The following is a 21,765-nucleotide window of genomic DNA, read 5'->3' on the forward strand; positions in this document are numbered from 1 at the left end:
GCCTCAGTTCACATGTGGTCGACGGACTTGGGCAGCACGTAGAAGGTGGGATGGCGGTAGACCTTGTCTTCCGCCGGATCGAAGAACATGTCCTTGTCGCCCGGATCGCTGGCCACGATCTGGTCGGAGCGCACCACCCACACGCTCACGCCTTCCTGGCGCCGGGTGTAGACGTCGCGCGCCATCTGCAGCGCCATCTTGGGGTCGGGTGCGTGCAGGCTGCCGCAATGCTTGTGGTCCAGGCCCGCCTTGCTGCGCACGAACACTTCCCACAGCGGCCACTCTTGATCGGTCGTCATGCGGCCTCCTTCAGGTGATTCTGTTTTCGCGCATGCGCCAGCGCCGCTTCGCGCACCCAGGCGCCCTCTTCCCAGGCCTTCACGCGGGCGCCGAGGCGCTCGCGGTTGCACGGGCCGTCGCCGCCGATCACGCGCCAGAACTCGTTCCAGTCGATCGGCCCATGGTCGTGCGCCTGGCGCTCCTCGTTCCACTTGAGATCGGGGTCGGGCAAGGTCACGCCGAGCACCTTGGCCTGTTCGACCGCGGCATCAATGAACTTCTGGCGCAGGTCGTCGTTGGAGAAACGCTTGATGCCCCAGCGCATCGATTGCGCACTGTTGGGCGACTGCTCGTCGGGCGGGCCGAACATCATCACGGACGGCCACCACCAGCGGTTCACCGCGTCCTGCACCATGGCCTTCTGCGCCTCGGTGCCGTGCTGCATCATCGTGAGCAGCGCCTCGTAGCCCTGGCGCTGGTGAAAGCTCTCCTCGCGGCAGATGCGGATCATCGCGCGCGCATAGGGCGCGTAGGAGCAGCGACAGATCGGCACCTGGTTCATGATCGCCGCGCCGTCGACCAGCCAGCCGATGGTGCCCATGTCGGCCCAGGTCAGCGTGGGGTAGTTGAAGATCGAGCTGTACTTGGCCTTTCCCGTGTGCAGCGCATCGAGCATCTGGTCGCGGCTGGTGCCGAGCGTCTCGGCCGCGGCATAGAGGTACAGGCCGTGGCCGCCCTCGTCCTGCACCTTGGCCAAGAGGATGGCCTTGCGCTTGAGCGTGGGCGCGCGGCTGATCCAGTTGCCTTCGGGCAGCATGCCGACGATCTCGGAATGCGCATGCTGGCTGATCTGGCGCACCAGCGTCTTGCGGTAGTGCTCGGGCATCCAGTCCTTGGCCTCGATGAAGCCGCCGGCATCGATGCGTTCGTCGAAGCGCTGCTCGAGAACCATTTCCTCCGCCGACCGGACGACCTTCTTGCCGTCGCCGGATTCCTTGCCCATGGTGTCCATGGCTTGGGTGTACATGACGCTTTCCTTTCAGGTCTTGGGGCGCTCGTCGACCACGCGCCGGGCCTTGCCGGTCAGCGTGCGTTCGATCGAGTCGGGGCGTTTCACCAGCACGGTGGTCGAGATGCCGACCATGGTCTTCACGCGCTGCTGCACCCATTGCGCGATCTGCTCGCGTTCGGCGTCGCCGAGGTCGCCGGCGCCGGCCTGCACTTCGCAATGCAGCTCCACGCTGTCGAGATGGCCCTCGCGCCCGACCTTGATCAGGTACTGGCCCGAGAGCTTCTCGTGCGCGAGCACGATCTCCTCGATCTGCGTCGGGAACACGTTGACGCCGCGGATGATCAGCATGTCGTCGCTGCGCCCGACGATCTTTCCCATGCGGCGGAAGCTGCGCGAGGTGGGCGGCAAGAGGCGCGTGAGGTCGCGCGTGCGGTAGCGCACGATGGGCAGCGCTTCCTTGGTCAGCGAGGTGAAGACGAGCTCGCCCTCTTCGCCGTCCGGCAGCACCTTGCCGGTCTCGGGATCGATGATCTCGGGATAGAAATGGTCTTCCCAGACCACGGGCCCGTCCTTGCTCTCGATGCACTCGCTGGCGACGCCGGGACCCATCACTTCCGAGAGGCCGTAGATGTCGACCGCGTCCATGCCGCCCTTGGCCTCGATCTCGCGGCGCATCGCCTCGGTCCATGGTTCGGCGCCGAAGATGCCGACCTTGAGCGAGTTCTCGCGCGGGTCCAGCCCCTGGCGCTGAAACTCCTCGATGATCACCTGCATGTAGCTGGGCGTGACCATGATGATGTCGGGCCGAAGGTCGCGGATCAGCTGCACTTGCTTCTCGGTCTGGCCGCCCGACATCGGGATCACGGTGCAGCCCGCGCGCTCGGCGCCGTAGTGCGCGCCCAGTCCGCCGGTGAAGAGGCCGTAGCCGTAGGCCACGTGCACGATGTCGCCGGGCCGTCCGCCCGCCGCGCGGATCGAGCGCGCCACCAGGTCGGCCCAGTTGTCGATGTCCTTCAAGGTGTAGCCCACCACCGTCGGCTTGCCGGTGGTGCCGGAAGACGCATGGATGCGCGCGACCTGTTCTCGCGGCACGGCGAAGAGGCCGAAGGGGTAGTTGTCGCGCAAGTCCTTCTTGACGGTGAACGGAAACTTCGCGAGGTCGCTCAATTGCTTGAGGTCGCCGGGGTGCACGCCTTTTTCATCGAAGGCCTTGCGGTAGTGCGGCACCTTGTCGTAGGCGCGCTGCAGGCTGGACTGCAGGCGCTGCAGCTGCAGCGCGGCGATCTCGTCGCGACTGGCCTTCTCGATCGCCTCGAGGTCGCCGGGTGCCGGGCGTTGAACGGGCATGGGGGTGTCTCCTTCTCTTCAAGCCGCAACGACGGGCTTGCCTTTGATCGTGTAGGAGCGTCCGCGGAACACCGCGATCCGCTCGCCGCGCTGATTCAGGACCTCGGTGTCGTAGACGCCCATGCGGCCCGCCTTCGACACTTCGACGCAGCGCGCAACCAGCCGGTCGCCGTGGCGCGCCGGCGCGACGAAATCGATGCCGAAGCCCGAGGCGACGGTCACCTCGTTGTAGGAGTTGCAGGCATAGGCGAAGGCCGAATCGGCCAGGGTCGAGATGAAGCCGCCGTGGCAGATGTCGTGGCCGTTGAGCATGTCTTCGCGCACGGTCATGGCAATGTCGGCGCGGCCTGGCCCGATGGCCTCGACCTCCATGCCGAGGCCGCGCACGGCGCGGTCGTTGGCGAACATGGCATCGCGCACGCGTTCGGCGGTGTGTTGGGGATGGGTCTCGCTCATCGACGGAACTCCTCAGCGGTCGGTGAAGCGCGGCGGGCGCTTGGCGCGGAAGGCTTCGACGCCCTCGCGGTAGTCGTTGGCGGCACCGAGGCCGCCTTGCAGCCTGGCTTCCATCGCGAGCGCGGACTCCAGATCGAGCTGCTGCGCATCGGCCAGCGCCTGGCGCGTGGCGACCAGTGCGGCAATCGGCATGTCGGCCAGGCGCGTGGCCAGGGTCTCGACCGTGAGCGCCAGCTCGGCGTCTTCCACGCACTTCCAGATCAGGCCCATCTGGGCGGCCTCGGCGGCCGGCAGTTTCTCGCCCAGCAGGGCGAGGCCGAGCGCACGCGCTTGGCCCACGAGCCGCGGCAGCAGCCAGCTGCCGCCGGTGTCGGGCACCAGCCCGATCTTGGTAAAGGCCTGGATGAAGCTCGCGGAGCGCCCGGCCACGACGAGATCGCAGGCCAGCGCGAGGTTGGCGCCCGCACCGGCTGCGACGCCGTGGACCTCGGCGATCACCGGCACCGGCATCGAGCGCAGGCGCAGCACCAGCGGTGCGTAGAGCGATTCGATGACGTGGGCCAGGTCCTTGGGCGGCGCACCGGGCGTGTAGTCGGGCGCGACCATCGGGTCGGCCAGGTCCTGGCCGGCGCAGAAGGCACGCCCTGCGCCGCCGAGCACCACGCAGCGCACGGCACTGTCGGCCGCCGCCTCGTCGAGCGCCGCCATGAGCGCGGCATGCAGTTGGGAGTTGAAGCTGTTGAGCGCTTCCGGCCGGTTGAGCTGGAGCGTGCGCACGGCGCCAGACTGTGTGATGCGTACCAGGGGTTCGTCCATCGTGGTTCTGAGGTGTGAGGATTGATCGGCCAAAAGGGCGAGTTCAATAATTGACCGACCGTTCGGTTGATTATAGGATTCGCGGTCTTGCTGCCGCAAGCCTTGTCCTTTGGTACTAACCCTTAAGCCTAGCTCGCGGCACTCCTTTTTCCAACATCGCCGGAGACCTTCACCCATGACCACCCTGTTCGATCGCCATCGCACGCTGCTCGACGACGCCCTGCGCGCCCTCACCCACCGCGGCCATTGGTCCCCTTTTCCGGAAGCCCCTTCGCCCAAGGTCTATGGGGATAGCGCGCAGGCCGAGGGCCGCAACGCCGCGCTCGCGCTCTGCGGCAAGGACTACCCGCTGGACCAGCCCGGCGAACGCGCGCGCGTCGCCACCGAGCGTTCGCCCTTCGGCGCCACGCTCGACATCCGCTATCCCGAATGCGAAGGTGAAGCGCTGGTCGCCGCCGCGCTGGCGGCCGAGCCCGCCTGGCAGGCCATCGGCCCCGAAGGCCGCGTGGGCGTCGTGCTCGAAGCCTTGAAGCGCATCCATGCACGCAGCTTCGAGATCGCGCATGCCGTGATGCTGACCACAGGCCAGGGGCCGATGATGGCTTTCCAGGCCGGAGGCCCCCATGCCCAGGATCGCGCGCTCGAAGCCATCGCCACCGCCTGGAAAGCCATGGCCGACGTGCCGGCCGAGGCCACCTGGGAAAAGCCGCAGGGCAAGAACCCGCCCGCGGTGCTGAAGAAACGCTTCGAAGTCGTGGGCCGCGGCATCGCGCTGGTGATCGGCTGCGCGACCTTCCCGACCTGGAACACCTACCCCGGCCTCTTCGCGGCGCTGGCTACCGGCAACCCGGTGATCGTCAAGCCCCATCCCAACGCCGTGCTGCCTGCGGCCATCACGGTCAGCGTGCTGCGCGAGGTGCTGGCCGAAGAGGGGCTGGATCCGAACCTCGTGACGCTCGCGGTCAGCGCCGAACCGCAACTGGCGCAGATGCTGGCCACGCACCATGCGGTGGCCTCCATCGACTACACCGGCGGCAATGTCTTCGGCCGTTGGCTGCAGACGCATGCGACGCAGGCCCGCCTCTATGCCGAGATGGCCGGCGTGAACCTGCTCGTCATCAAATCGACCGATGCCTATGCCGCGATGCTGCGCAACCTCGCGCTGTCGCTCTCGCTCTACAGCGGCCAGATGTGCACCACCACGCAGAACCTGCTGGTGCCGGCTGAGGGCATCCGGACCGACCAGGGACACAAGAGCTTCGAACAGGTCGGCTCCGATCTCGCGCAGGCGATCGACCAACTGCTGGCCGATCCGAAGGTGGCGCTGACGGTGCTCGGCGCCATCGGCTCGCCCCAGACCCTCGAACGGCTGGACAAGGCCGCGAAGGTCGGCCGCACGGTGCTGGCCTCGCGCAAGCTCGAGCACCCCGAGTACCCGCAGGCCGAGGTGCGCACGCCGGCGATCGCCGCCTTGGGCGTGGACGATGCCGACATCTACGAGCAGGAGTGCTTCGGCCCGGTGTCCTATCTGGTGGCCGTGCCTTCGCGCGAGGCCGCGCTCGAAATCGCCGAGCGCAGCGTCCGCCGACATGGCGCCATGACCTTGGGTCTCTACTCCGACGACCCGGCGTACATCGACGACATGGTGAACGCCGCGCGGCGCGCACGCGTCGCGCTATCGATCAATCTCACCCAAAGCGTGATGGTCAACCAGTCGGCCGGCTTCTCCGACTTCCACGCCACCGGCGGCAATCCGGCGGCCAATGCGGCCTACACCACCCTCGCCTTCGTGGCCGACCGCTTCGTGGTCGTGCAGCACCGCCGCCACGCTTGATCAACCGGGAGCTGCCATGCCCTGCTACGCACTCGAAGGCGTCGTGCCGGTGGTCGACCCCAGCGCCTACGTCCATCCCACGGCCGTGCTGATCGGCGACGTGATCGTCGGCCCCGGCTGCTATGTCGGCCCCTGCGCGAGCCTGCGTGGCGACTTCGGCCGCATCCTGCTGGAGCGCGGCGCCAACGTGCAGGACAACTGCACGATCCACGGCTTCCCGGACCAGGACACGGTGGTCGAGGAAAACGGCCACATCGGCCACGGCGCCGTGCTCCACAGCTGCGTGGTGAAGCACGATGCGCTGGTGGGCATGAACGCGGTGGTGATGGACGAGGCCGAGATCGGCGCCTTCGCCTTCGTCGCCGCCTGCGCCTTCGTGCCGGCAGGCATGCGGGTGCCGGCGAAGAGCCTGGTGGCCGGCATTCCCGCCACGGTGCGGCGCGAGCTCGGCGACGACGAGATCGCGTGGAAGCGCGAAGGCACCGAGATCTACCAGGACCTCACGCGCCGCTGCCTGGACAGCCTGGTGGAGGCCGAGCCTTTGCGTGCGGTGGAGGCCGATCGGCCGCGGCTCAAGTCACCGGACGTGCGCTCGCTGATCGCGACCCGGCGCGGCTAGGCCTGCGAAATGACGGTCCGCTCGATCAGCCGGTCGTCGCCCAGCACGATCATCGCGAACAGCAGCTCTTCGAGGTTGTTGGCGAGCGAGGTCTTGCGCGCGAGCAAGGGCGTGGCCTTCGGATCGATCACCAGGAAGTCCGCCTCGCAGCCCGGCTGCAGGTTGCCGATGACGCCTTCGAGCCCCAGCGCGCGCGCCGCGCCTGCGGTGTGGCGCCACCAGAGCTGCGAAGGCGGGATGCTGATGCCCGGCTTGGTCTGGCCCTCGCGGCCCACGTAATAGGCGGCCATCATGGTCGAGAAGGGGCTGAAGCTGGTGCCGCCGCCGACGTCGCTGGCCAGGCCGTAGGCATAGCCGATGCGGTCGGCGCCCTCGAAGTCGAAGAAACCGCTGCCGAGGAACAAGTTGCTGGTCGGGCTCACGGCCGAAGCGGTGCCGGTGTCGCGCATCAGGCGCCGGTCGTCGTCGTCGAAGTGGATGCAGTGGGCGTAGACGGCGCGCTCGCGCATCAGGCCGAAGCCGGCATAGACGTCGAGGTAGGAGCGCGCGCCGGGGAACAGCTCGCGCGCCCACTTCACTTCGTCCTTGTTCTCGGCCACGTGCGAATGGATCCAGGTGTCCGGGTATTTCGCGGCCAGCTCGCCGGCGCCGCGCAGCTGGGCGTCGGTGCTGGTCGGCGCGAAGCGCGGCGTGATCGCATAGCCCAGGCGATCGACGTTGTGCCACTGGCGGATCAGCGACTCGGTGTCGATCAGGCTCTGTTCCGTCTGGTCGCGCACGCCGTCGGGCGAATGCCGGTCCTGCAGCACCTTGCCGGTGATCATGCGCAGCCGGCGGCGCTGCGCCGCCTCGAAGAAGGCCTGCACCGACTGCGGATGCGAGGTCGCGAAGGTCAGCGAGGTCGTGACGCCGTTGCGCAGCAGCTCGTCGAAGAAGACCTCGGCCACCTCCGCCGCGTGCGCCGGGTCGGCAAAGCGGCTCTCGGCCGGGAAGGTGTAGTTCTCGAGCCAGGGCAGAAGGCCTTCCGAGGGCGCGCCGATGATGTCGGTCTGCGGAAAGTGGACGTGCATGTCGACGAAGCCCGGCGCCAGGATGCGCCCCGGCCAGTGCGTGACGTCCACGCCCGGATGGCGGGCCGCCACCGACGCATGGGCGCCGGCGTCCAGCACGCGCTGGCGGCCGGCGGCATCGGGGCCGACCACCAACAGGCCGTCTTGATCGAAAACCGGCTGGCCGGCGGCATCGAATCGCAAAAGGGAGGCACGGTACGCTTGCATGGGCTGGGAGGGTAAGGCAGCGAAGCCGGTACGGAATGTGCGAGCGCATATGGAGGCTATATGACAGCCGCGCTCGGCAGTGGCACATCCTAGGGCCGCACCAGCCGCTCGAACATAATCCGCCTTCAATCCCAACAGGAACAGCGATGAATCCACGCGACGCCGACCGCCGCGCATGCAGGTATTGTCCCTAACATGAAAGTGCTTCTCATCGGGAACTACGTCCCCGACGGCCAGACCAGCATGCTGGCCTTCAAACGCATCCTGGAACGTGAACTCCCCCGCAACGGCTGCGAGCTGCGCGTGCTCACGCCGCCCCGGCGGGTGCAGCGGGTGCCGACCACTTCGCGCCTGTGGAAGTGGCTGGGCTACGTGGACAAGTTCATCCTGTTCATCCCCTCGATCGGGCGCCATCTGCGCTGGGCCGACGTGGTGCACGTGACCGACCACTCCAACGGCATGTACATCCCCTGGGTCAAGAAAAAGCCCAATGTCATCACCTGCCACGACGTGATCGCCGTGCAGGCCGCCAAGGGCATGGTCGAAGGCTGGAACGTGAGCTGGACCGGGCGGCTGTTCCAGCGGCTCATCGTCAAGGGGCTGGCGGCGGCCGATCTGGTCACCTGCGTATCGGATCTGACCCGGCGCGAGCTGCTGGCGCTGGGTCTCGCGCAGGAGCCCAGGGTCAGCGTGGTGCTCAACGGCTTGAACGACGATTTCCGGCCCGTGCCGCCCGAGGAGGCGCAGCCCCTCGTCGAAGGCCTCGGGATCTCGGTGCACGACAAGTACCTGATCCATGTCGGCTGGGACCTGGCGCGCAAGAACCGCCGCACGGTGCTCGAGGCCTTCATCGCGCTGCAGGAGCGCGCGGCCGCGAGCGGCGTCGAGGCGCCGGTGCGGCAGCTGCTGTTCGTCGGGCCCGAGCTGGTGCCGGAGATGGCCGAGCTGGCGCACAAGCGCGACGTGGCCGACCGCGTCAAGACAGTGCAAGGCGTCTCGCACGAGCAGCTGCGCGCCCTCTACGCCGGCGCGACGGCGCTGCTCTTCCCCTCGCTGCAGGAAGGCTTCGGCTGGCCGATCATCGAAGCCCAGGCCTGCGGCTGCCCGGTCTTCACTTCCGACCTCGCACCGATGAACGAGATCGGGGGGCCGGGCGCGGTCTACGTGAACCCCCACGATCCCGCCGCCATCGCGGCGGCCATCGAGCAGGCGGCGCCGCGCTTCGAAGAGATGCGCCGGCTCGGCATCGAAAACGCCACGCACTACAGCGCGGCGCAGATGGCATCGAACTACGTGGCGGCCTACCGGCGGGTGATCGAAGAGCGAAAGACCGCCCGGTGAAGAAGCTGCTGGCGCTGGCCGTGGTGTTCCTGCCCTGGGCGCTCAAGCGCCGGGTGCTGCGCCGCTTCTGGGGCTACCAGATCGCCGACGGCGCGCGCATCGGGATGTCCTATGTCTTTCCGGGGCAGCTGGTCATGGGCGAAGGGGCCTACATCGGCCACTTCAACGTTGCCATCCACCTGGGCCGGCTCGAATGCGGCGCGCATTCGGTGATCGACCGCTCCAACTGGATCACCGGCCATCCGCCGAAAGGCGCCCACTTCACCCATCGCGCCGATCGCGATCCGACCCTGACGCTGGGCGAGCACGCGGCCGTCACCAAGCAGCACATCATCGACTGCACCGATCGCGTCGACATCGGTGCCTTCACCACCATCGCGGGCTACCGCTCGCAGCTGATCACGCACGGCATCAACGTGGTGGACAACCGGCAGGACTGCAAGCCGATCCGCATCGGCGCCTATTGCCTGGTCGGCACGCGCGTCACGGTGCTGGGCGGCGCCGCCCTGCCCGACCGTTCGATGCTGGGCGCGGGCTCGGTGCTCAACAAGGCGCACACCGAGGAGTACGCGGTCTATGCGGGCTCGCCGGCGGTGCAGGTCAAGACGCTCGATCGCGACGCCAAGTACTTCCACCGCGAGCGCGGCTTCGTGCACTGAGCCGGCCGCCGTTGCCGTTGCCGTCTGATGAACATCGCCCATCCCGGCGCGGCTCATTGCCACACGCGGTACACGCGCCCCGTCTGCGAGCCTTCGACGCTGCGCACATAGCCCAGCGCCGCCCGCGCGGCCGGCACCGATTCGAAGCCGGGAAAGAAGGAGCCGTAGCTTGGCAGCGATTCGGTCAGCACCGTCGGGCTCACCGCATTGATGCGCAGCCCGCGCGGCAGCTCGGTGGCGGCCGCGCGCACGAAGCCTTCGACCGCCGAATTGACCGCGGTCGCGTTGGCGCCCTGGCGGATCGGCTCCTCGGCCACGATGCCGGTGGTCAGCGTGATCGAGCCGCCGTCGCACAGCACGTGCTGGCCCAGCAAGGCGAGCCGCACCTGGCCGAGCAGCTTGTCCTGCAGGCCCACATTGAAATCGGCCGGCCGCATCGAGGCCAGCGGCCCGAAGAAAAGGTTGCCGGCCGCCGAGACGATGGCATCCAGCGGGCCGACGGCGGCGAACAGCGCCTCGACACTGGCATCGCTGGTGATGTCGACGCGCCAGTCGCCGTGCTGGCGGCCTGCGCTCAGCACCTCGTGGCGTTCGGCCAGCGCCTCCACCACCGCACTGCCCACCGCGCCGTTCGCGCCCACCACAAGAATCTTCATGACCTGCTCCATCGATTGAAAGAAGCAGATTCTTCCGTGCATCGCTCGATCGATAAATGACGCTACGCTTCGTCCATTCGAAAGCAACGGTTAGCAATATGGACAAGCTGCGCGCCATGGAAGTGTTCGTCGCGACGATCGATGCCGGCAGCTTCGCGGCTGCGGCGGAAGCGCTGGACATCTCTGCCGTGATGGTCGGCAAGCACATCCGCGCGCTCGAAACCGAGCTGGGCGCGCGCCTGCTCCAACGCACCACGCGCCGCCACACGCTGACCGAGATCGGCGCCGCTTACCTCGAGCGCTGCCGCGACGTGATTGCGAGCGTGCGCACGGCCGACGGCGTGGCCGAAGCGCTCAGGGCCGTGCCGCAGGGCACGCTGCGCGTCACGGCGCCGGTGGCCTACGGCGCGCACCGCCTGACGCCGGTGATCGGCGACTACCTGGCGGCGCACCCGCAAGTGAAGGTGGAACTGAATCTCAATGACCGCATGGTCGACCTGGCCGAGGAAGGCTTCGACTGCGGCGTGCGCTCGGGCACGCCGATGGACGAACGCCTGATCGCGCGGCCGCTGGCGCGCTCGCGCATGTTCGCGGTCGCGAGCCCGGCCTTCGTCGCGCGCCATGGCATGCCGGCCCATCCGCGCGAGCTCGAGGCGCTGCCGCTGCTCGGCTTCGCCGCCTGGGGGCCCGATCATTCATGGCGCTTCACGCGCGGCGGCGAGACGGCGCACGTGCCGGTGCGCGGCCCGCTGGCCACCAACAATGGGCAGGCCTTGCTCGCGGCGGCCCTGGCCGGCGTCGGCGTGATCGTGCAGGCCGATCCGCTGCTCGCGCCGGCACTGGCCTCGGGCCAGGTGGTGCAGCTGCTGCCGGACTGGGACTTGCCGACGCGCGAGGTGCACATCGTGCGGCTGCCGGAGGCCCGGCCCAGCGCCAAGCTGCGCAGCTTCGTCGAGTTCGTGGTGGAACGCCTCGGCTGAGGGAGGGCCTGTTCAGGCGCTCAGCGCGCGATGCGCCCCTGCACGCCCTCGGCCAGCCAGTTCATCGTGAGGATCTGGTCGTCGCGCAGGCTCGTGCCCTTGGCGATGGCGAGCTTGCCCTCGTTGTCGCGCACGTCCTCGACCGCGCGAAAGACCTGCAGCTTGCCGCTGGCGATGTCCTGCTGGCGCGCCAGCACCTCCTCCTGCACCGCCTTCGGCACCTTGGGCCCGAAGTCGCCGACGCGGATCATCCCTTCCTTGACGCCGCCCCAGACGCTGGTGGCCTTCCAGCTGCCGTCGAGCACGGCCTGCGCGCGCTGCGTGTAGTAGGCGCCCCACTGGTGCGTGACGGCGACGATCTGCGCATCGGGCGCGACCTTGCGCATGTCGGAGTGGTAGGCCACGGCCATCTTGCCGCGCTCCTGCGCCGCGGCCATGACGGCGGTGGAGCCGGTGTGGAAGGCGATCACGTCCACGCCCTGGTTGAACAGCGTCATCGCGGCATCGCGCTCCTTCGGCGGGTCGAACCACGCATCGAGCCAGACGACCTTGACCTGGGCCTGCGGATCGACCGAGCGCATGCCGAGCGTGAAGGCGTTGATGCCCTGCAGCACTTCGGGGATCGCGAAGCCGGCCACGTAGCCCGCGATATGGGTCTTCGTCATGCGGCCGGCCGCGACGCCGGCGAGGTAGCGACCCTGGTAGTAGCGCGCGTTCGCGGTCGCGACGTTGGACGCGGCCTTGTAGCCGGTGATGGATTCGAACTTCACGTCCGGGAAATCGCGCGCCACCTTGAGCGTCGGCTCCATGTAGCCGAAGCTGGGCGTGAAGATGAGCTTGTTGCCCTGCTGCGCAAGATCGCGGATCACGCGCTCGGCATCGGCGCCCTCGGGCACGTTCTCGACGAAAGTGGTCTTCACCTTGCCGGGCAACGCGGCCTCGACGGCCTTGCGGCCCTCTTCATGCTGGCGCACCCAGCCGGCATCGGTGATGGGCGCGACATACACGAAGCCGATCTTGAGCGGATCGGCCGCGGGCTTCGGTTGGGAGAATGAAGGCGATAGAAAACAGGCGGCTGCGAGCGCCGCAACGGCGCTGCCCGCGAGGTTTTTGTACATGGTGTTCCTCTACATGGCCCCAGAAAGAAAAGGGCGCTGCGGGGCAGCAGCGCCGGGCGGTATTTTACCGGCGCGCGCTCAGCCGCTACGCGACCGGCTTCCGCGCGTGCTTCTCATGGCGTCGCTGCGCTGCTTCTGCAGTTCCTTCAACTGCGCCAGCTGGCTCGGGCAGTCCGAAGGCGTGGCGACCAGGACGAGCGGGCTGCGCCGCCGCGCTGCGATGGATTTCTCGACGTCCGCCGGGTCGCGGCCCTTCGAGACCAGGCCGGCAGCAACCGCGGCCCTGGAATGCAGGAAGAAGGCTTTCTCGAAGGCCGGCGTGCCGCAGCGCGCGGCGATCACGCGATAGTCCGCCTCCTGCTGTTCGTTGGGCGCCGCCAAGGCGAGTTCTCTTGCGCTCTGGGCACTGGCCGGAAGGCAGATGCCCACGACGGCTGCCGATGCGAGTGCAGCAAATTCCCAACGCGCTTTCATGTTCCGCCCCGTCTCAACACGAATGTGTTCAGCGCTTCATCGTACGTCCGCGCCGGCTTTTTGGGGGGACCGTTTGCGTGAACTATTGCGCGCGCCGCATCTCTTCTTCGAACCATTCGGCAACGCACCGCGCTTCGGGCACGGCATCGGGCGCGAGGCCGTAGTAGTAGCGCGTCAAGGGCATGCGCAGCGCAGGCAGGGCCGGCTGCAATCGCCCCGAGACGAGGTCATGCGCGAGCAGCGAGGTCGGCGCCAGCGCAATGCCCAGCCCGTCGACCGCCGCCTGCAGCACGAAATGCAGGTGGTCGAACTGCAGCCGGCCGGCCGGCTTCGTCCGCGGTGCGCCGACCTGCTTCTTCCAATCGTCCCAGTCGCTCTTGCGCGTCTTCGCCGACAGCAGCACGTGCGATGCCAGCGCGCGCAGATCGGCCAGAGGCTGCGATCTGAAGAGCGCCGGCGCGCCGACGACCAGCACCTCGTCTTCGAGGAAGGGACTCACCCGCATGGAAGGCGGCCAGCCCTCGAGTCCGCGCCGCACCGCGATGTCGAAGCCGTCGGCGGCCTGCGCCGGCGCGACCGTGCTGGTGACGACCTGGGGCTCGATGTCCGGATGGCGCTCGACGAAAGAAGGCAGCCGCGGGATCAGCCAGCGCACCGCGAAGGACGGCCGCACGTTGATCCGCACCGCGCGGACGGGCGCCTCTCTGCCGAGCGCCCGCGCCGCGGCGCCGATCTGCTCGAGCGCAGGGCCGACCTCGGCGAAGAACTGCTGTCCTTCCGCGCTCAGCGTGACCTGCCGGATGCGCCGCTCGAACAGGGCGACGCCGAGAAATTCTTCGAGGCTGCGAATCTGCCGGCTCACCGCGCCGTGCGTGACATGAAGCTCGACCGCCGCGCGCGTGAAGCTCTGGTGCCGCGCCGCCGCGACGAAAACGCGGATGGCGTTCAGTGGCGGTTCGCGGGTCGGCATGCGTGCGATTTTCTCACGCATGCCGGCGCGCGAATGTCGTTTGTCAGGGCAAGCCCGCGCAACGCACCATCGGGTCCTGATGCCTCGAACCCCGCCCGCCGCCGCCGACCTGAACTCGCGCCACGCCGCCCTCGCGCTGGCGCTTTCGCTGCCGGCGGACACCGTGCTGTACCTGCTGCTGCCCATGTACGCGGCGCAGTTCGGCCTGACACTGGCGGAAGCCGGCATGCTGCTCGCGGCGAACCGGCTGGTGCGCATCGCCGGCTATGGCCAGGTGGCGCGCCTCTATGCGCAGCGCGGCGACCGCCCGACCTGCACGCTGGCCGTGGCGACGGCGGCGCTCTGCGCGCTGGGCTACGCAACGCTCTCGGGCTTCTGGGCGCTGCTGCCGCTGCGGCTGCTGTGGGGCCTGTGCTTCGCGGGCCTCAACCTTTCGACCCAGTCGCTGGCAACGGCAGATCCGGTCGGCGCGTCTCGCCGCAGCGGACGCTCGCGCGCCTTCATCGCCATCGGGCCGGTGCTCGCGCTGCCCGTGGGCGCGCTGCTCGCGCAATCGACCGGGCCGCGGCCGATCTTCTTCGTGCTCGCTGCGGTGTCGCTCCTCGGCCTTTGCGCGGCACGCAGGCTGCCCTCTGCACCGCACCGCATTGCGACGCCGGTGCGGCGCTTCCAGCGGCCCAACAGCCTGGATGCCTGGTCCTTCATGGAAGGGTTGACGCTGGACGGGCTCTTCATCGTCGGCCTGTCCTACCTCGGCAAGGATCTTCTGCCGGGCGGCGCGGTGGTTGTGGCCGGCCTGCTGATGGCCTTGCGCTACCTGGCGGAAATCCTTCTGAGCCCGGTCGGCGGCCGCATGGCCGAGCGGCTGGGCGCCGAGCGCCTGCTGGTCATCCTGTCGCTGCTCACCGCCGTTGCGCTGGCGGGTTTCGGCGCCGGCTGGCTGTGGAGTTGCGCTGCCGCCATCGTCGTGCTGCGCGCCTTGCAACTGCCGCTGCTGCCGCCCATCGTGGCGCGGCGCACACCGGGGCCCGGGCGTGTTCAGGCGCTGGCCGCACGCTCGGTGTGGCGCGACATCGGCGCCGGCACCGGGCCCCTGCTCGCGGGGCTCCTGCTGCCGGTCGCTTCCCCGCTGTGGCTCTACGGCCTTCCGGCGCTGCTGCTGGCACTGGCCGCACTGGCGTGCGGGCGAGAGTCGAAGCCAGCCGTGTACCTCCCATCCACTGCCACGAGGAAATGATCTCCATGACCCAGCCCCATGCCATCGAAACCCTGGCCCAGCTCGAAGCGCTGTTCGGCCATGCCGGCGAGGCCTCGATCAAGAAAGAAGTGCCCTATCTGCATCCCTCTTACCAGGCGCTGATTGCGGCCTCGCCCTTCGCCGTGTTTGCCACCTGCAATCCGGGCGGCCTCGACGCTTCGCCGCGCGGCGACCCGCCGGGCTTCGTCGCAGTGCAGGACGAGAAGACGCTGCTCATGCCCGAGCGCCGCGGCAACAACCGCATCGACAGCCTGCGCAACATCGTGGCCGATCCGCGCGTGGCCTTGCTGTTCCTCATCCCGGGCGTCGGCGAAACGCTGCGCGTGAACGGCCGCGCCGGCATCACGGTCGCGCCCGATCTGTTGGAGCGCTTCGCGGTCGATGGCAAAGAGCCGCAGTGCGTGGTCGTCATCCGCGTGGAGTCGGTGTTCTTCCAGTGCGCGCGAGCCATTCAACGTTCCCGGCTGTGGGCGCCGTTGCCGGTCGATGCAAAGCGGTCGGTACCGACGCCGGGCGCCATCCTGGCCGCGCTCACCGCCGGCGAGTTCGATGGCGCGACCTACGACCGCGAACTGCCGGCGCGCCAGGAACGCACGCTGTACTGACATGCTCACGCGCCGGGCACACCCGCGCGCACTGCCTCGCGCAACAGCTCCGCCAGCCGCGCCACCGGCGCTTCGGGCTCGGCCTGCGCGCGGTACATGGCCAGCGCCATCTGCGGCAAGGCCGGCAGGCCGGTGCCGGCGCGATCGAGCACGCGCACATGCGAAGGCAATCCGAAGGGCGTTCGCGCCGACAGGCCGAGCCCCGCCGAGGTCGCGGCCCACAGCGCCGCGAGGCTGGCGCTGGTGAACGCATGCCGCCACGGGATGCCCGCGCGGTCGAGCACGGTGGTGACGATCTCGCGCAACGGACATGGCGCGTCGAGCAGCACCAGCGGCAGCGCCTCCTTCGACTTGCGCGCGCCGGGCCGCTGGCGCTCGATCCACCACGGCGCATCGAGCGCCTCGGGCGCCGCCGGGCCCACCCATTGCAGCGGAAGGCGCACCAGGCGCTCGCCGTGCGCCAGCGAGAGCCTGCCCTCCACCTCCCAGATCAGCGCCAGGTCGAGCTGGCCCAGGTCGAGCCGCTCGCGCAACTCGGCGCTGCGTGCCACGCAAGCCTCGATGCGCACCTTGGGATGCGCGCGCGAAAAACGGCCGAGCACGCCGGGCAGCAGCGTCTCGCCCAGGTCCTCCTGCAGGCCCAGGCGCACCCAGCCCTGCAGATCGACGCCGCGCATCGCAGCCGCCGCTTCGTCGTTGATCTCGAGCAGGCGGTGCGCATAGGCCAGCATGGTCTGGCCCGCGTCCGTCAGGTCGAGGCCGCGCCCGGCCTTGCGGAACAACGGCGTGCCGGCCTGCGACTCCAGCTTCTTGAGCTGCGCGCTCACGGCCGAGGTGGAGCGCCCCAGCTTGTCGGCCGCGCGCGCAAAACTGCCGAGCGCGATGCCGGTGGAGAAGCTGCGCAGCACATCGAGGTCGAACATCACCTGGGCCATGACGATCCTGTTTTTTGGGATGATTGGTTGATTATTTTCTGATTTTCAGAACTCTGGCAACAGCCGACACTGCGTCGCACGATGTCATCCGATCCTCATTTCTCTCCCCGGCACCGCTGGAAGGTGCTCGCCGCCGGCGTGGCCGCCAACGCCGCCTTCTCGGTCGCCTTCAGCGGCATTCCGATGACCGCCGTGCTCATGCGCTCGGGCTACCGGCTCGACAACGCGACGCTGGGCCTGGTGCTCGGCCTCATGGGCCTGGGCATCGCCGTCAGCGAACTGCCCTGGGGCCTGCTCACCGACCGCTGGGGCGATCGGCCCGTGCTGCTGACCGGGCTCGGCGCCACGACGGCGGCGCTCGTCGCAATGGCGCTGTTCGCCGCGCCCACGGCGCAGCAAGTGCCGGGCCTCGGCTGGCTCGGTGCGGGCCTGCTCCTTGTCGGCCTGCTCGGCGGCAGCGTCAACGGCGCCAGCGGGCGCGCCGTGATGACCTGGTTCGCGGACGGCGAGCGCGGCCTTGCGATGAGCATCCGGCAGACGGCCGTGCCGCTGGGCGGCGGCATCGGCGCGCTGGTGCTGCCCGTGGTCGCGCTGCACTTCGGTTTCGCGGCGCTGTACGGATTGCTGGCCGCGCTGTGCGCACTGAGCGCCCTGCTCTGCCGGGCCTGGGTGCATGAGCCGCCGGCCGCGCCGCGCGCAACACCCGCAGCGCACGTTGCCGCGCCACACAACGGCCCGCTGCGCGACCCGCGCGTCTGGCGCATCGTTGCCGGCATCGGCATCCTCTGTGCGCCGCAGTTCGCGGTGCTGTCCTTCGGCACCGTGTTCCTGCACGACTTCGGCCATGCCGGCCTCGCCGCGATCACCGCCACCATGGTGACGGTACAGGTGGGCGCGATGGCGATGCGCGTCTGGAGCGGCCGCTGGACCGACCGCCGCAGGAACCGGCCGGCCTACCTGCGCGCTTGCAGCATGCTCAGCGTGCTGCTGTTCGCCGCGCTCGGCGCAGTGTCGCTGGCCGGCGATGCGACGGTTGTCGATTCATCGACGCTGCGCATCGTGCTGATCGTCTTGCTGGCCGCTTGCGGCGTCTGCGTCTCGGCCTGGCACGGCGTGGCCTACACCGAGCTCGCCGTGCTCGCGGGCGCTGCGCGCGCCGGCACCGCGCTGGGCATGGCCAACACCAGCGTGTTCGCGGTCTGCTTTCTCACACCCTTGTCGATTCCGCACCTGCAGGCCTTGCAGGGCTGGCCACTGGTGTGGTTTGCGGCCAGCGCCTGCGCGTTGATGGCGCTGCCGCTGCTCGTACCAATACAGAGGACCCGGGTCGAGGCCGTGGGCGTACGACCGTAAGAGGTACAAGTGCCGCAATCAGTACAAAGGCAGAATCCGACCCACAGACATCGGCAGAATAGTGCTGTGAATTCAGGGTCAACAGGAAGCCAGAGCAAGAGCCTCCAGCTGCCGTTCATGTCAAACGCGCGAAGCCCATGGCGTACACGTATCTCTTCTTCCAACCCACGCGTCTGCCACTCGAGCCGCACGAACTTGGCGAAGCTACGGTCCTTCCGTTGAACAACGGTGTTGCAATTCGGGCAGCACTGGCACGCGCGATTCATGCCATCGATTGGGACAGTGATCATGTCGGTCGCACCCAGATCGACGGTCAATGGATTGAACTTCACGTTCCTGCGGCAAAGGGCACACTCAGCCTGCGATGCTCGCTGCGAGCGGACCACTCAGCGATCGTTCAGCGCCTGTGCGACCAGCTTGGTTGGCTGGCGTTCGACGAGCGACCTATGTGCTATCAACCGGACCGGGTCCCGATGCCCGCCTAGCGAAATCTCATCACAGCCCTGCGTCAAGCCCGCGCAAAGGCCTCGTTCAGCCGATCCATCCAGCGCCCCTTCGTCGCCGCGTCGACAAAACTCCCCTCGAAGCTGTTGGCCGCCAGCTGCCACGCATGCTGCGCCGTCAGGCCGGTCGCCGCGAAGGTCTGGACGAAGTTCTCGTTCATGTAGCCGCCGAAGTAGGCCGGGTCGTCCGAGTTCACGGTCGCGACCAGGCCGGCGTCGAGCAAGGCGCCGAGGTTGTGCTGCGCGAGATCGGGAAACACGCAGAGCTTGAGGTTGGACAGCGGGCAGACGGTGAGCGGGATGCGGTCCGCTGCCAGGCGCTTCATCAGCGCGGCGTCCTTGGTGCTCTGCACGCCGTGGTCGATGCGCTCGACCTTGAGCACGTCGAGCGCGCTCCACACGTAGGCCGGCGGACCCTCTTCGCCCGCGTGCGCGACCAGGTGGAAGCCGAGCGCGCGGCAACGCGCGAACACGCGCGCGAACTTCTCGGGCGGATGGCCGAGCTCGCTGGAATCGAGGCCAACGCCGATGAAGCGGTCGCGAAACGGCAGCGCCTGTTCGAGCGTGGCGAAGGCGTCTTCCTCGCTCAGGTGGCGCAGGAAGCACAGGATCAGCGCCGCGCTCACGCCGAGCTTGCTCTTCGCGTCGACGCAGGCGCGGTGCAGGCCGTCGATCACGGTCTGCATCGCGACGCCGCGCACCGTGTGCGTCTGCGGGTCGAAGAACATCTCGGTATGGACCACGTTGTCGGCCGCGGCACGTTCGAGGTACGCCCAGGCCATGTCGTAGAAGTCCTGCTCCGCAAGCAGCACGCTGGCGCCCGCGTAGTAGATGTCGAGGAAGCTCTGCAGGTTGGTGAAGGCGTAGGCGCGGCGCAGCTCTTCCACGCTGGCGTAGGGAATGGCCACGCTGTTGCGCTGCGCGAGCGCGAAGATCAGCTCGGGCTCGAGCGAGCCTTCGATGTGCATGTGCAGCTCGGCCTTGGGCATGGCGCGCAGCAGCGCGGGCAGGCGGTCGGCGGCAACGGGAGGAACGGTGTAGGTCATCAGCAGACTCCGAAAGTGATGCCGCGCGCCAAGAGGTGCCGGCGGTAGAAAGACGAGGCCTTGTCGGCCGCGGTGTGCAGCTCGGCGCGCAGCTCCAGCGGCAGGCGCTTGGGCTGCTGCGATTCGAGCACCGGTTTGTCCTGCAGGAAGATGGTGTCCTGGAATGCGCGCAGTTGCGCATCATCGCGCGCAAAGTCGGCGGTGGCGAGACGGAACCACACCCGGCTGCACTCCGCATCGACGGGGCAGATGAAGAGCGCGATCGATTCCTGGTAGCCGTCGATGCCCACGCTCGCCGCTTCGGGGATCTTGGTCAGCACCGCGGCATAGGGCGCGGTCACCTCGTAGCTGTACTCCACCTTCGCCGGCGCCGTGGAATTGATCGTGGACTGCGGCTGCCAGGCCTTGCAGCCGGTCGCGAGCAGGCCGTCGGGCGTGGCCTCGACGCGGTAGTCGTCGATGGCCGTCATGTCGCGCGCGCCGAGCCAGCCTTCGTGCACGAAGCCGAAGTGCGCCATGTCGAGGAAGTTCTCAACCAGGCGCGGCGCGCTGGTCTCGACGTCGTAAGGGCCGCAGTTGAGCTTGCGCAGCTGCACGTCGTGCTCGGCCGCGAAGGCCGGCAGCGCGCCACCCTCGCCTTGCAAGCGCACCCAGACCAGGCCATGGGCTTCCTGCGCCGCATGCATCGTCGCGCGGTGCGTGGCCGGCGGCTGGAAGTCTGGCAGCGCGGGCACGTGTGCGCACCGCCCACCGGTCGCGAACTGCCAGCCGTGATACGGGCACTCCAGCCTCGTGCCGCCTTCGCAGGCCACCACGCGGCCCAGCGAGAGCTGCGCGCCCCGGTGCGGACAGCGGTCGGCCCAGGCCTGCACCGCACCGGCGGCGTCGCGCCACAGCACGAGGTTTTCGCCGAGCAGGCGCGCGGCGAACGGTGCGCCAGCTACTTCATCGGTGAGCGCAACGGGATGCCAGAGTTCTTTTTCGATCATCGTGAGCGTTGGGAAACGAAAAAGGGTTGCCGATCGGCAACCCTTCAGAACGAAAACTCCGACGGCTTACTTCTTGTCGCCGCCCGGCACCTTGCCCTCGACGCCCTTGACGTAGAAGTTCACACCCGAGAGGAACTTGTCGTCGGCGACTGCGTCCTTGGCAACCAGTTCTTTGCCGTCCTGCGCGACGATCGGGCCCTTCCAGATCGAGAAGCTGCCGTCCTTCAGGCCCTTCTTGACTTCCTCGACCTTGGTCTTGATCGGGGCCGGCACGTCTTCGGCCAGCGACACGATGTCGATCGCGCCTTCCTTCACGCCCCACCAGGTCTGGCCGGTGGCCCACTTGCCGTCGAGCGCGTCCTGCACGGCCTTGGTGTAGTACGGCGTCCAGTTGATGACGGCCGAGGCCAGGTGGGCCTTGGGACCGTAGGCGGTCATGTCCGAATCCCAGCCGAAGGCGCGCTTGCCTTTTTCCTGCGCGGTCTTGAGCACGGCCGGCGAGTCGGTGTTCTGGAACAGCACGTCGGCGCCGCCGTTGATCAGCGCGGTGGCGGCCTCGGTCTCCTTCGGCGGGCTGAACCACTCGTTGACCCAAACCACCTTGGTCGTGACCTTCGGATTGACCGATTGCGCACCCAGCGTGAAGGAGTTGATGTTGCGCAGCACCTCGGGGATCGGCACCGAGCCGACCACGCCCAACGTGTTGCTCTTGGTCATCGCGCCCGCGATGATGCCGGCCATGTACGCGCCTTCGTAGGTGCGGCTGTCGTAGGTGCGCATGTTCTCGGCCGTCTTGTAGCCGGTGGCATGTTCGAACTTGACATCCTTGTTGTCGCCGGCGACCTTGAGCATCGGCTCCATGTAGCCGAAGGTGGTGCCGAAGATCAGCTTGTTGCCCTGGCCCACCATGTCGCGGAACACGCGCTCGGCGTCCGCCGACTCGGGCACGCTCTCGACGAAAGTGGTCTTGATCTTGGCGCCGAATTCCTTCTCGACCGCCTTGCGCGCGTTGTCGTGCGCAAAGGTCCAGCCGCCGTCACCCACCGGCCCGACATAGGCGAACGCGACGTTCAGTGGCGCTGCGGGCGCGGGCGCCGCGGCGCTCGGAGCCGGTGCCGGTGCAGCAGGTGCAGGCGCCGGCGCTTCTTCCTTCTTGCCGCAGCCGATGAGGGCGGCCGAAGCGACCGCAGTGACGGCAGCCAGCTTGAGCAGGGAACGCTTGTTCAGATCATTCATTG

At 68.4% G+C, this 21,765-nt stretch carries 23 protein-coding genes; 9 read left to right on the forward strand and 14 right to left on the reverse strand.

The window, feature by feature from the left end:
* Positions 1-8 precede the first annotated feature (8 nt).
* The 5 genes from paaB to ACSQ86_RS20450 are packed head-to-tail and all read right to left on the reverse strand — an operon-like array spanning position 9 to position 3,910.
* A complete protein-coding gene (paaB, locus tag ACSQ86_RS20430) occupies positions 9-299 on the reverse strand; it encodes a 1,2-phenylacetyl-CoA epoxidase subunit PaaB (protein ID WP_093102970.1) in 291 nt (96 codons plus the stop codon).
* The gene (gene paaA / locus ACSQ86_RS20435; RefSeq protein WP_436304828.1) at positions 296-1,306 is read right to left on the reverse strand and encodes a 1,2-phenylacetyl-CoA epoxidase subunit PaaA; all 1,011 of its coding nucleotides are present in this window, start codon (positions 1,304-1,306) and stop codon (positions 296-298) included. The genes paaB and paaA overlap by 4 nt, the downstream gene beginning before the upstream one ends.
* A 12-nt stretch (positions 1,307-1,318) precedes the next feature.
* Positions 1,319-2,638 (reverse strand): phenylacetate--CoA ligase PaaK, encoded by a 1,320-nt coding sequence (gene paaK, locus ACSQ86_RS20440; RefSeq protein ID WP_436304829.1) that lies wholly within the window; start codon positions 2,636-2,638, stop codon positions 1,319-1,321.
* An 18-nt stretch (positions 2,639-2,656) separates the two neighbouring features.
* On the reverse strand, positions 2,657-3,094 hold the full coding sequence (gene paaI / locus ACSQ86_RS20445; protein WP_093102965.1) for a hydroxyphenylacetyl-CoA thioesterase PaaI: 438 nt from the start codon (positions 3,092-3,094) through the stop codon (positions 2,657-2,659).
* 12 nt (positions 3,095-3,106) lie between these two features.
* Positions 3,107-3,910 (reverse strand): enoyl-CoA hydratase-related protein, encoded by an 804-nt coding sequence (locus tag ACSQ86_RS20450; RefSeq protein ID WP_093103265.1) that lies wholly within the window; start codon positions 3,908-3,910, stop codon positions 3,107-3,109.
* A 175-nt stretch (positions 3,911-4,085) separates the two neighbouring features.
* Between ACSQ86_RS20450 and paaN the strand changes: the two genes are divergently transcribed.
* The gene (gene paaN / locus ACSQ86_RS20455; protein ID WP_436309498.1) at positions 4,086-5,744 is read left to right on the forward strand and encodes a phenylacetic acid degradation protein PaaN; all 1,659 of its coding nucleotides are present in this window, start codon (positions 4,086-4,088) and stop codon (positions 5,742-5,744) included.
* Positions 5,745-5,760: 16 nt separating this feature from the next.
* Entirely contained in the window at positions 5,761-6,363 is a 603-nt protein-coding gene (locus ACSQ86_RS20460; RefSeq protein WP_436304832.1) for a phenylacetic acid degradation protein PaaY, read from the forward strand.
* Here the strand turns inward: ACSQ86_RS20460 and guaD are convergent.
* The gene (gene guaD, locus ACSQ86_RS20465) at positions 6,360-7,640 is read right to left on the reverse strand and encodes a guanine deaminase (protein WP_093102960.1); all 1,281 of its coding nucleotides are present in this window, start codon (positions 7,638-7,640) and stop codon (positions 6,360-6,362) included. The two genes, ACSQ86_RS20460 and guaD, sit on opposite strands and share 4 nt — an antisense overlap.
* Positions 7,641-7,835: 195 nt before the next feature.
* Here guaD and ACSQ86_RS20470 point away from each other — a divergent pair, with 195 nt between their 5' ends.
* Entirely contained in the window at positions 7,836-8,981 is a 1,146-nt protein-coding gene (locus tag ACSQ86_RS20470; RefSeq protein ID WP_436304833.1) for a glycosyltransferase family 4 protein, read from the forward strand.
* Positions 8,978-9,640, forward strand: coding sequence for an acyltransferase (locus ACSQ86_RS20475; protein ID WP_212733616.1), 663 nt, complete (start codon positions 8,978-8,980; stop codon positions 9,638-9,640). Before ACSQ86_RS20470 ends, ACSQ86_RS20475 begins: the two co-directional genes overlap by 4 nt.
* Before the next feature lie 53 nt (positions 9,641-9,693).
* On the opposite strand, the gene ACSQ86_RS20480 is transcribed toward ACSQ86_RS20475, so the two are convergent.
* The gene (locus tag ACSQ86_RS20480) at positions 9,694-10,296 is read right to left on the reverse strand and encodes a short chain dehydrogenase (protein ID WP_436309499.1); all 603 of its coding nucleotides are present in this window, start codon (positions 10,294-10,296) and stop codon (positions 9,694-9,696) included.
* Between the two features lie 98 nt (positions 10,297-10,394).
* Here ACSQ86_RS20480 and ACSQ86_RS20485 point away from each other — a divergent pair, with 98 nt between their 5' ends.
* Positions 10,395-11,276: a LysR family transcriptional regulator gene (locus ACSQ86_RS20485; protein WP_436309500.1), complete on the forward strand. Its 882-nt coding sequence runs from the start codon at positions 10,395-10,397 to the stop codon at positions 11,274-11,276.
* Positions 11,277-11,296: 20 nt separating this feature from the next.
* Here the strand turns inward: ACSQ86_RS20485 and ACSQ86_RS20490 are convergent, their stop codons facing one another.
* The 3 genes from ACSQ86_RS20490 to ACSQ86_RS20500 all read right to left on the reverse strand — a co-directional run bounded on the left by ACSQ86_RS20490 (position 11,297) and on the right by ACSQ86_RS20500 (position 13,838).
* The gene (locus ACSQ86_RS20490; RefSeq protein WP_436304836.1) at positions 11,297-12,394 is read right to left on the reverse strand and encodes a BMP family ABC transporter substrate-binding protein; all 1,098 of its coding nucleotides are present in this window, start codon (positions 12,392-12,394) and stop codon (positions 11,297-11,299) included.
* 78 nt (positions 12,395-12,472) lie between these two features.
* Positions 12,473-12,868 (reverse strand): hypothetical protein, encoded by a 396-nt coding sequence (locus ACSQ86_RS20495; RefSeq protein ID WP_093102954.1) that lies wholly within the window; start codon positions 12,866-12,868, stop codon positions 12,473-12,475.
* Between the two features lie 82 nt (positions 12,869-12,950).
* Complete coding sequence (locus tag ACSQ86_RS20500; protein WP_436304837.1) at positions 12,951-13,838, reverse strand: LysR substrate-binding domain-containing protein; 888 nt, start codon at positions 13,836-13,838, stop codon at positions 12,951-12,953.
* Between the two features lie 79 nt (positions 13,839-13,917).
* On the opposite strand from ACSQ86_RS20500, the gene ACSQ86_RS20505 reads away from it, so the two are divergent.
* A complete protein-coding gene (locus tag ACSQ86_RS20505; protein ID WP_436309501.1) occupies positions 13,918-15,075 on the forward strand; it encodes an MFS transporter in 1,158 nt (385 codons plus the stop codon).
* 5 nt (positions 15,076-15,080) lie between these two features.
* A complete protein-coding gene (locus tag ACSQ86_RS20510; RefSeq protein WP_436309502.1) occupies positions 15,081-15,701 on the forward strand; it encodes a pyridoxamine 5'-phosphate oxidase family protein in 621 nt (206 codons plus the stop codon).
* Between the two features lie 5 nt (positions 15,702-15,706).
* On the opposite strand, the gene ACSQ86_RS20515 is transcribed toward ACSQ86_RS20510, so the two are convergent.
* Entirely contained in the window at positions 15,707-16,636 is a 930-nt protein-coding gene (locus tag ACSQ86_RS20515) for a LysR substrate-binding domain-containing protein (protein ID WP_436304840.1), read from the reverse strand.
* A gap of 81 nt (positions 16,637-16,717) precedes the next feature.
* Between ACSQ86_RS20515 and ACSQ86_RS20520 the strand changes: the two genes are divergently transcribed.
* Positions 16,718-17,989 carry an MFS transporter gene (locus ACSQ86_RS20520; protein ID WP_436309503.1) on the forward strand — a complete coding sequence of 424 codons (1,272 nt, stop codon included), beginning with the start codon at positions 16,718-16,720 and terminating at the stop codon, positions 17,987-17,989.
* A 137-nt stretch (positions 17,990-18,126) separates the two neighbouring features.
* Positions 18,127-18,474 (forward strand): hypothetical protein, encoded by a 348-nt coding sequence (locus ACSQ86_RS20525; RefSeq protein ID WP_436309504.1) that lies wholly within the window; start codon positions 18,127-18,129, stop codon positions 18,472-18,474.
* A 23-nt stretch (positions 18,475-18,497) separates the two neighbouring features.
* Here the strand turns inward: ACSQ86_RS20525 and ACSQ86_RS20530 are convergent, their stop codons facing one another.
* The 3 genes from ACSQ86_RS20530 to ACSQ86_RS20540 all read right to left on the reverse strand — a co-directional run bounded on the left by ACSQ86_RS20530 (position 18,498) and on the right by ACSQ86_RS20540 (position 21,763).
* Positions 18,498-19,538: an adenosine deaminase gene (locus ACSQ86_RS20530; RefSeq protein WP_436309505.1), complete on the reverse strand. Its 1,041-nt coding sequence runs from the start codon at positions 19,536-19,538 to the stop codon at positions 18,498-18,500.
* The gene (locus ACSQ86_RS20535; protein WP_436309506.1) at positions 19,538-20,527 is read right to left on the reverse strand and encodes a Rieske 2Fe-2S domain-containing protein; all 990 of its coding nucleotides are present in this window, start codon (positions 20,525-20,527) and stop codon (positions 19,538-19,540) included. Before ACSQ86_RS20535 ends, ACSQ86_RS20530 begins: the two co-directional genes overlap by 1 nt.
* Positions 20,528-20,593: 66 nt before the next feature.
* Positions 20,594-21,763, reverse strand: coding sequence for a BMP family ABC transporter substrate-binding protein (locus tag ACSQ86_RS20540; RefSeq protein ID WP_093102942.1), 1,170 nt, complete (start codon positions 21,761-21,763; stop codon positions 20,594-20,596).
* Positions 21,764-21,765: the final 2 nt, after the last annotated feature.

The organism is Variovorax sp. LjRoot130, from assembly GCF_964253755.1.
In the GTDB taxonomy this organism is placed as follows: domain Bacteria; phylum Pseudomonadota; class Gammaproteobacteria; order Burkholderiales; family Burkholderiaceae_C; genus Variovorax.